The 9,710-nt window shown below is 68.4% G+C and carries 8 protein-coding genes; 6 read left to right on the forward strand and 2 right to left on the reverse strand.

Annotated elements, in window-relative coordinates; all coding sequences use genetic code 11:
* Nucleotides 1-973 precede the first annotated feature (973 nt).
* Nucleotides 974-1,384: a hypothetical protein gene (locus tag KPL59_RS13295; protein WP_226360965.1), complete on the reverse strand. Its 411-nt coding sequence runs from the start codon at nucleotides 1,382-1,384 to the stop codon at nucleotides 974-976.
* 1,723 nt (nucleotides 1,385-3,107) lie between these two features.
* On the opposite strand from KPL59_RS13295, the gene KPL59_RS13300 reads away from it, so the two are divergent.
* The 6 genes from KPL59_RS13300 to KPL59_RS13325 all read left to right on the forward strand — a co-directional run bounded on the left by KPL59_RS13300 (nucleotide 3,108) and on the right by KPL59_RS13325 (nucleotide 9,209).
* The gene (locus tag KPL59_RS13300) at nucleotides 3,108-3,407 is read left to right on the forward strand and encodes a hypothetical protein (RefSeq protein ID WP_226360916.1); all 300 of its coding nucleotides are present in this window, start codon (nucleotides 3,108-3,110) and stop codon (nucleotides 3,405-3,407) included.
* Nucleotides 3,404-4,699 (forward strand): hypothetical protein, encoded by a 1,296-nt coding sequence (locus tag KPL59_RS13305; RefSeq protein WP_226360961.1) that lies wholly within the window; start codon nucleotides 3,404-3,406, stop codon nucleotides 4,697-4,699. Before KPL59_RS13300 ends, KPL59_RS13305 begins: the two co-directional genes overlap by 4 nt.
* On the forward strand, nucleotides 4,696-7,059 hold the full coding sequence (locus KPL59_RS13310; RefSeq protein ID WP_226360960.1) for an ATP-binding protein: 2,364 nt from the start codon (nucleotides 4,696-4,698) through the stop codon (nucleotides 7,057-7,059). Before KPL59_RS13305 ends, KPL59_RS13310 begins: the two co-directional genes overlap by 4 nt.
* 265 nt (nucleotides 7,060-7,324) lie before the next feature.
* On the forward strand, nucleotides 7,325-7,708 hold the full coding sequence (locus tag KPL59_RS13315) for a hypothetical protein (protein WP_226351891.1): 384 nt from the start codon (nucleotides 7,325-7,327) through the stop codon (nucleotides 7,706-7,708).
* Between the two features lie 125 nt (nucleotides 7,709-7,833).
* On the forward strand, nucleotides 7,834-8,115 hold the full coding sequence (locus KPL59_RS13320; RefSeq protein WP_226360959.1) for a hypothetical protein: 282 nt from the start codon (nucleotides 7,834-7,836) through the stop codon (nucleotides 8,113-8,115).
* Nucleotides 8,112-9,209, forward strand: a complete 1,098-nt coding sequence (locus tag KPL59_RS13325; protein ID WP_226360966.1) for a DUF3631 domain-containing protein — start codon at nucleotides 8,112-8,114, stop codon at nucleotides 9,207-9,209. The genes KPL59_RS13320 and KPL59_RS13325 overlap by 4 nt, the downstream gene beginning before the upstream one ends.
* A 62-nt stretch (nucleotides 9,210-9,271) precedes the next feature.
* On the opposite strand, the gene KPL59_RS37660 is transcribed toward KPL59_RS13325, so the two are convergent.
* Nucleotides 9,272-9,571: a sigma factor-like helix-turn-helix DNA-binding protein gene (locus tag KPL59_RS37660; protein ID WP_374111625.1), complete on the reverse strand. Its 300-nt coding sequence runs from the start codon at nucleotides 9,569-9,571 to the stop codon at nucleotides 9,272-9,274.
* Between the last annotated feature and the right edge of the window lie 139 nt (nucleotides 9,572-9,710).

Raw genomic sequence — 9,710 nt, forward strand, 5'->3', positions numbered from 1 at the left:
GTCACAGGCCCGTCTGTCGCGTACCCCCAGGTCAGACGGGCGTGTCACCCCACCCGGCCTCCGACCGCACACCAGCGGCAAGGCACCCACCGCCGCCGCAGTAGCAGCAGCACCGCCGGGGGCGCCCACCCGCGTTTTCCTGAGGAAAACGCACATCTTGATGCGCGGCTGCGCGGTGAACCGGCGCCCCGACGCCACGACCAAGCCCCGGACCGGAGCCCACCGCCCAAGATCATCAGATGATGCATAGGTCTGGTGGCTGTTGATCTTCGGTGGCGATCCGCCACCGAAGAGGCCCGCCAGGCCGACAGCGCTCGCCTACAACGAGCTCGACACCACCAACCAAGATCAACAGCCACCACACCTATGCATCACTGATGATCACCGGGCCGGGTGCCGGTCCCGCGCGAACGCTTCGCTCCCGGACGCGACGCCCCGGAGGATGGCCACGGCCCCGCCTGCGGCGGACCCAAGCTAGCCACTTAGCCCGGCTAAGTGGGTGTCGCAAAGAAGGTCCCCGCTGGTGCGGGGTCGCTGCGCTGAGCCGAACAACCACGGGCTGCCGCGCCGCTTCCGGTCCTCACCCGCCCCAGGGGGCGGGCTCCGGTCCGGATCAACTTGCCCACGCCCCGTCCCAGTGCCGTGCCGAGCGCCGTAGCTGCGCCGCTCGGCACGGCTCACCACAAGATCATCTACCGATGATGCCAGATCCCTGGGATTGGAGGGTGAGACTGCGGCTATCAGGCGATTTTTTTATGTGCGGTGCCGCTTCTGCTGAAAAATATAGATACCTAGAATGATGAGTCCTGCGATAAATCCGAACAAAAATAGGGGCGACACTAGGGCCCGGTTGAGTGGAACTCCAATTATTAGATCAGTAAAGACCGATACCCCGGCGCCAGCGAAGACGAGGATTGGCGCCCATCCTGGAGTTTTTTTCATATTTTAGTATCCCGATTGACTGAGTGAGGGATCAGGGGAAGCAGTTAGCTGCAGCGGCGGTGGCCCCTCCGCCAGTGGCTCCAATAGCAGCGCCACCGATGGCGCCTGCGGCGGTTCCGGCTACTGGAATAGCAGAGCCCGATGCGCCGCCGATGCCAGCCCCGATAAGTCCGCCGGTGATAACTCCGCCGGCGGTTCCGATGGTGCACTTTGCCCAGTTGACGTACTCGTTGACCTGATGGTTGTGGCTTGTTGCGCTGCGCACGGTAGCTTTGTGGTCGCCGTCTAGAGTGTATGTGAAAGTGGTGATATTTCCGTCTTGGGCGATTCGTGCGGGGAGGACTTCAAGAGTCTTGCCGTAGTCGTCGACGATGGAGGTGTGGGTTCCGTCTGTGACGAACTTTGCGCCACTAAGGGTTAGAACTCCGGTGGAGTCGTTCACCTTGTTGAAGCTGAATGTGGGCGTGGCGGTCTGGCTGATTACCGCTGGAGCGCTGGTGGGACGCGGAGTGTCCGCAGCGGCGATTCCGCTGCCTGAACCCATTGCAACAGCCATAACCAACACAGTCCCCACAGTGCGGGACACGGATGCGAACCTCTTCGTGCACATGACCGCATGTGACCACGCCCCCTCCCGTTGGTCAAGAACCACTACCAGAAGCAATTAGACGAACACACTCCGCTACTACGGACAGATACGCCCAAATCAGCTCAAACCGCCCACCCTCCCGCAGTCAGTTGACCTTCACCTCTGCCTTTTTCAAAGCATGGAACTACGTACTGACGATCAAGGCCGCTCCGCGACCACCCACCGCTGGGTCGGGCTGGCGCCCGACACCTCGACCGGCCGTCAGCGAAGCGGGGTGGTTGAGGTGTCGGGCGCCAGCCCGACCCAGCGGGACTCACTCCACCACCCACACAACAGCAGGTCACAACGATGACCTACCTGAGAGCGCCCCGGGGCAAGTCCAGAAGACGCCCCCGAAAACGATCTTGGGCTCTCTCGGGAGTAACAAAACCCCTCTCGGGAGTTACTGGGCCACCTGTCGGGCCGACAGTACCGAGGACACGCGACCTCAACGATAACGCGACAACCCCCACATCCGCCGGATCGCGCATCGGGCGGATGCGGGGGCTCCTGCACGCACCACAACACCGTGCAAGCAGATGCTAAAACCATCCTGCGGCACCTTTGAAACCGCACAACCAGTCGCGTCAATACCGTGCCCGGCGCCACCCGCCCTAGCGCAAAAGAGCACTCATTCGTAGCTCTGACAACGCCCAGCCCTCCGGCACCACAAGCGGCAGAAGAGGCGGCAGGGGAGCCCTCAGCAACACCTGCAGAGCGCCGCAATCTATAGCGCCGGAAACGCAACCACGCACCACCGAAAACCGTGACCCCCGCCGCTCGCTGCCCCAGCCCCCGACTCGTCACGCAGAGTGAGATTCCGGGGGATGTCCCGAAACGACCCCCAAGCCGGGGCAAGCCGGGACAGCCGGGACACCTCACCTATTTCCGCAGGTCATGAGGGGATTTTCGGTGTCCCGGCTTGAGGGGGTGTCCCGGCTTGAGCCGGGACACCCCCTCAACGGGCCACGCGTCCAAGCGCGCAGACGATCGCCTTAGATGCAGCCTGACCAGGGGAAATAGCGATCAGGCGGCCCCCTGCGTCCTGCCATCACGTTTCGTGACCAATGTGGGGTGTGGGCGAGCGCCGGGCAGGCCGGTCGAGATTGGTGCTTGACAGGCCGGGCGGGGGCGTGTCTTGCTTGAGGAGCGAGCCTGCCAGCCCGGCGGGGTTGCGGTCACCACCCCGGTTCTAAAGGCCGGGGCGGCGACCTAACCGAACGACCTGTGAGGACAGGTGATCGGCTATGGGCCATGCTGCCCTTGGCGTCTGCACGCATCCACCGGTGGGTGGAACTTTTCTTCCAGACTCCCCCGACGGTGATCCTGATCCCGGCGCTGAGCTGGGCTTTTCGTGGTGTCCGGATGGTCTGACCGAGCGGGTCATCGACCGTCTCTACGGCGACCTCCTCACCGACCTCGACGGGCCCAGTGGGCCTCTAGATGGTGACGTCGAGACACGTCTGTTCGTGCTCCCGGCACGTCGCCATGCGGCTGTTTCCGCTGGTCACTCGGCTGTCACCGGTGGTGAAGCGGCATGAACGCGCTGCTTCGCTGTGTCGCTGGGGCGGTCCGGGAGCGGGCCGTCGAGATCGCCGTCATCGCCGCCCTGGGGGCCGCGACCGTGTTCGTGACCTGGTGGTTCGCCGGGCCGCTGGGCTTCGCCGCCGGGTGGTGGATCGCCGCCGAGCTGCGCCTGCGGCGCTCCCGCCGGACCGTCCCGGCCTCGACCGCCCGAGCCGAGATGGCCCTGACAGAGGTCGTCTCAGAGGCCGCCGAGTCGCCTTCTGAGCGGGTTTCGGCTGGTCAGCAGGACGAGGGGAGGGCCGGAGCATGACCACCACGTCTTCCTCTTCGACCTCGTGGGCTGCGAGCCGGGCGGCGGAACGCCGGGAGACCCGCGCTCTGGACGCCCGCCTCGCCCGGGAAGCCGCTGACGCTGCCGCGCAGCGGCGAATCGCCGAACAGGACGCCCGCCGCGACCGCGACCGAGCCGACCGCGAGAGCGCTGAGCGGCGCCGGGACGAGCAGCGACGATCCCGCGCATCTGTCCGGGCCGCCGCCCGGGCCAAGGCTCTGACCTGGGCATCCACCCATGCCGTCGAGTTGCTGATCTATCCGATCGCGCTGCTGTCCTTCGCCCTGGCCGCACCAGCGATGGCCGCCTACGGCACCACCATCTACGGCCCGCTCGGCGTCCTCCTGGCCGGGATCACCGAACTCGGCATGTGGGCCTTCGCCCTCGCCATCACCGCCTCCCGACACCAGCACCCGGACCGGCCGGTCGTCGGGTTGCAGGCCGGGGTGGTGCTGTTCTCCCTGGTCGCGGCCGGGATGAACCTGCTCCACGGCCTCCACCAGGGCTGGACAGCCGCCGTGGTGATGGCGGTCGTGTCCATCGCCGGTGTCGCCGCGCACCAGCTCACCTTGGCCGGGGCGCCCCGCTCCTGGACCGAACGCCGCACCGCGAGACTCGCGGCGTTGGTGGAGGCGAAGACCGACCGCGCTCGGCGCCTCGCCATCGGAGACGCGGCAGCGGTCATCGCCGCGGACGGGACTGCGGAGCTGGTCTACCGACCCGGCGTCTTCCAGGTCCACCGCCGCACCCTGGCCGCGACCACCGCCCCGGAACGACCTGTCACACCGGCCGCGCCGGTCGGCAGGGGCCGCGCCGACGACTGGGACTGGGACTGGGCACTAGCCGCCCTCGTCGAGGGCGCGGGATGCGGCGGCTCGCGGCTCACCGACGACCTCGACTACGAGGCCGACCCGGCCCTCGACTGCCTCGACTCCGGGGTCGACTCCGAGGGCGACGATGATCATGGGGGCGGTGTCGCCGTCCTCGACCGCACACCAGAGGAGCCGGGTGGGGAGTCGAGGGCTGACCTGCGACAGTCGACCCACCCAAGATCATCGTCGACCCTGGGAGTCGACCCCGACCATGATCTTGAAACCGGGGCGGCCCCGCGCACTCTGGATGATCTTCGCGAGCTGCTCCGCGCAGCGGTCGACGACAGTCGGGTCGACCCCAGGTCGGCCGAGTCCATCCGCCGGACACTGCGCTGCTCGGCCGCCCGCGCCCGCCAACTCCGCGATCAGTTCCGTGACGCGACCGGAGGCTCGCGATGAGCCACCACGACGACCACGACAGCCGTGACGCCCAGACCGGCCGCGACGAGGTGGGCGGCGCCAGCCCAGCCCACCACGCGTCATCAGGGGACGAGCTGGCGCCGGTCATCACCCTGCACCACCGGCCCGACAACCACCACACCGACACCGGCGCCGAGTCCTCGGTGGTGATCGAGGGCGAGATCGTCGACCAGACCTGCGGACCGCAGGCAGACAGCACCTCGACCCCGGGGACGGAGCTGGTGTCGCGGCGCGACCTCTACCGCCACGACCTCGTGACGGCACAACGGCATGCCGTCACCGTCGCCACCCACCCGGCCACCGTCACCAGCGCGAAAGCCCTGGTCAGGAACACGTGGTTCGTGTTCTCCGGCGCCGGAGTCCTCATCCAGCGCTGGCGCGACACCCACGGCACCACCCGCTACGAGCGGCAGATGCGGGCCGCTGAGATCGCCGGGGACCAGGACCGGCTCCTGGAATGGGAGGCCCGCGACACCGCCGAAAAACAGCGGCGCCATGGCCGGGTCATGGACTGGATCAACGCCCCTCTCGCCTGGGCGCGTGCTGCCGGTGTCGGCGCGCTGATCGCGCTCGGGATACTCCTCGGCCTCGGCGTCGTCCTCGCCATCGCCGCGAAAGACATCTCCCTGGTCATCGCCCCCATCACCGCAGTGATCGACGCGGTCGCCTGGACCGTCACGTTCGTGACCGTCTACGCCTCCCTGCTCGGAACACTCGCTCTCGGTGGGGCGGTGCTCGGGCTGTGGGCACTCGGCCGGGCACGGACGGAGGTTCCGGCGTGGGTCGCCCCGGTCGGGCAACGCCGCCTCGATGAGACGGTGACGCCGTCGAAGACGGTCATCGCGCTCCGCGACCTCGGTATCCCCACCCTGACCAGGGCGATCAAACGCTGCGAGGATGCGGGTGGGGCGATGCTGTCCCCGATCCGGATCGCCGGGCACGGCGTCGAGGTCGACATCCGGCTGCCTTCCGGGGTGACTACCACCGACATCCAGGCCCGGCGGCGTCGGCTCGCGGAGAACCTCGACCGCCACGAACACGAACTGTTCATCACCATCCCCGCCCGGCGCACCGTGCGGCTCTGGATCGCCGACCCCGGCGCACTCGACGAGCCCATCGGCCCATCACCGATGGCCCTCGACCCCGACGGCATCCGCGCCGACATCTACACCGGCCGAGCACCCTGGGGCCAAAACCTGCGCGGCGACCAGTGCTCGATCTCGCTCAAGCAGCACCATCTGCTGATCACCGGCCTGTCCAACCAGGGCAAAACCGCGGCCCTGCGCGCCCTCGCTCTGTGGGCGGCCTTCGACCCGACCACCGAGTTCTGGATCGCCGATCTCAAAGGCATCGGGGACTGGCACATGTTCGACGGCCTGGCCACCGAGCTGGTCGAGGGTCCGGCTGATGAGCACGTCATCGCCGCCACCGTCCTGCTTGAGACCGCTGTGGCCGAGATGCAGCGGCGTCTGACCGCTCTCGACCGCGACCGGTTCCCCGACGGGGTCACCCGCGATCTGGCCCGACGACCCGGGTCCGGGTTCCACCCGCTGTTCGTCATCGTCGACGAAGCCCAACAGGCATTCATGTGTCCTGCCCTGGATGCCGACGGCAACCCCTACGGCGGGACGAAAGCCCGCTCGCGGTACTTCACCGCTGCCCGCCGCCTGCACAACCAGGGCCGCGCCGTCAACGTCACCCTGTGGCAAGGCACCCAGGACCCGACCGACCAGAACCTGCCCAAACTCGTCCGCGAAGGCGCCCACATCCGCGCCTCCCTCGTCGTCGGTACTGAAGCCCAGGCCCGCATGGCACTCGGCGACACCGCCGTCGACGCAGGTGCCGCACCGCAGCGGCTCCGCCAAGGCATCGACAAAGGCGTCCTGGTCTGCAACGGCGCCGGGATGAACCTGCCCGCCGGGGAATCCTCGACGATCCTGCGCACCCACTACATCAGCGGCGACCACGCCGCCGAACTCGCCCAGCAGGCGAAGACCCTCCGCGCCACCCGGGGCGCCAGCGCCACCAAGAGCAGGGAGGACGTCCCGGAGGTTGATCACCTGCCCGCCGTGATCACGGTCATGGACGGCGCACGCCACCTCAAACGCTCCGACCTCCTCGCCCGCCTCCACGACCACGACCTGCCCACCTACGGCACCTGGGAAGCCAAAACCCTCGCCGCCTGGCTCACCGACACCGGCGTCCCCGCCGCATCCATCAAGGGCTACCCGGTCGTCCGGCTCACCGACCTGCTCACCATCCAGACCGACCGACTCCTCGACACCGAGAACAGCGCCGACAACACCGAATCTGTCACCCACAGTAACGAACTGGACTGACAGTGATGGGGTGAGGGTGGGGTGAGGCACCCGCAGACGGGGTGAACGTCCACCCCGACCCTCACCCCACCCTCACCCTCCACCCCACCCCGCATCACCAGCAGTGATCGGCTGCGGGGTGAGGAGTGAGGCGGGGTGAGGCAACCCCCGCACCCCCACGAAAACCAGCGAAAACACGGGACAGGCACCCCACACGGATGCCTCACCCCACGCTTCCACACACCCACGCATGGTCACACACAGTCACCGATTTGCAGGAGAGGTCATGCCTGTTCCTGAACTACCGGCAACACCTGAACCAGCCGTCCCCCGAGCCCTGACCGTCCCGGTCCCGCGCCTGGGCGAGGCGGATCGTGCCGAGGCCCTGGAGGTGATCGGGCACCTCGACCCGGCCGTCCTCGCCGCAGTGCTCGGGAGGGCGCAGCCGACCGCGCCGCTGCTGGTCGCCGCACGGGTCGGGGTCGAGGTCGCCGACCTGCGCCACGCCCACTTGACCGCGCTCCGCGACGCCAGCACGCAGGTCTCGGTCGCCTACACCGCTGCCGGACTCGCCCGGCAGCCGTCCTGGGCCGAACTCATGCGCCGCCGCTACCCGCCCCACGGCGACCCGACCGACTGGGCCACCCGCACGGCCAGGCCAGCGGCATGACCACCACCGCAGACAACGCCCTATGGGCCGTGGGCAAGTCGACCCGGACCGCAGCCCGCCCCCAGGGCGGGCGAGGACCGGAAGCGACGCGGCAGCACCTTCCAGCCACACACCGGCCGTCCCGGATGTCGCGGCTGGCGGTCCAGGTCGCCGACGGCCGAGAGCTGGCCGTCCTGGTCGATGGGCCGTGGCGCGGGCGCTGGTACTGGCGGGCCGACCTGGCCGCCATGCAGACCGCCGCCGCCCGCTACCCGGACGGCCATCCCGCCGCCGAACTCCGCACCTACCGGCCGAGCAACGAGTTCGTGCCGCACCCGGTCGAGGACGACATCACCGGACGCATCTGGCGCCACCACCCGCACCCAACCACCGCAACCGCCGCATCGAGCACCAGGAGGACCACGTGAGCACCCCCGACGACCAGGTTCCCGCAGGTCAGACCGAAGGTTCCCGATCCGGCACCTTCACCCCGACCGACGAGCCGTCCGGCAGCACGGTTCCCGGCACCGACGGTGCTGCGATTCTCGACGACCTGGAGACCGCCCTGCGCCGCTACGTCGCCCTGCCCTCGGACGCCGCCGTGGTCGGCGTGGTGCTGTGGATCGCCGCGACCCACGCCCAACCGGCCTGGGCGCACGCCCCACGGCTGGTCGTGCGGGCGCCGGAGAAGCGCTGCGGCAAATCCCGCCTCCTCGACGTCGTCGAAGGCGCCTGCCACCAACCGTTCATCACCGTCAACGCCACCCCCGCAGCGGTCTACCGCTCCATCACCGCCGACCCACCCACCATGCTCGTCGACGAAGCCGACACCATCTTCGGACCCGCCGCCACCGGCCACGAAGACCTCCGCGGACTCCTCAACGCCGGACACCAACGCAACCGGCCCGCGAAGCGCTACGACCTCACCAAAAACCGGGTCGAGTCCATCTCGACGTTCGCGATGGCCGCCCTGGCCGGGATCGGACGCATGCCCGACACCGTCGAAGACCGCGCCGTCGTCGTCCAGATGCGCCGCAGAGCACCCGGAGAGACCGTCGCACCGTATCGACACCGGCGCGACCGCCCGAAGCTTCAACGGCTCGCTGAACGCCTCCACGCATGGCTCCGCGACGACCTCACCGCACTCGAAGCAGCCGAACCGGCCATGCCCGTCGAAGACCGCGCCGCAGACACCTGGGAACCACTCATCGCCATCGCCGACCACGCCGGAGGCCACTGGCCCGACCGCGCCCGCCAAGCCATCCTCGACCTCCAGCAAGAGGACACCGGCGACGACCGATCCGAACGCATCCGACTCCTCGCCGACTGCCACACCGCCTTCGGCGACGAACACGCCCTGCCGACGATGCGGTTGCTCCAGCAACTCCGAGCCGATCCGGAGGCACCGTGGGCCGACTACGGCCCACGCGGGGAAGGACTCAGGGGGTGTCCCGGCTTGAGCCGGGACACCCCCTCAAGCCGGGACACCGAAAATCCCCTCATGACCTGCGGAAATAGGTGAGGTGTCCCGGCTGTCCCGGCTTGCCCCGGCTTGGGGGGCGTTTCGGGACATCCCCCGAAATCTCACTCTGCGTGACTGCCGCGGTGGCATTCCACAGCGGCGGCCCATTCGCCGTTGCGCCGAGCTTGCATCAGGAGTTGACCGACACTGCCAGGGTTGATGTTGGCCTGCTCAGCGATCTCGCGGTAGGTCAGCCCTTGGAGGCGCAACCTCACAGCCGTAGCGCGACGCTTCCTGGCCCGTCGCTCGTAGCCGACTCGCGGTTCGGCGACCATCCGGACGACAGTCCGTTCGGAGAGGCCCACCTCCGCCGCGATCTCGCGAGCAGTCCTGTTCCGGCGGCGCGGCGTGAGCGCTGGCATCAGAACGCCCGCTGCTCGATCACTGCATGACGCTGACGCTTTCCTTCTGCGAGGCTCACAGCACGTACAAGTCCTCCGGGGCGACTATTGCTTGCGAGTCCTCCGGGCGGCTGTTTCCGGCGAGTCCGCCGTTGCGTCC

Source organism: Pseudonocardia sp. ICBG1142, assembly GCF_020496255.1.
Classification (GTDB): domain Bacteria; phylum Actinomycetota; class Actinomycetes; order Mycobacteriales; family Pseudonocardiaceae; genus Pseudonocardia.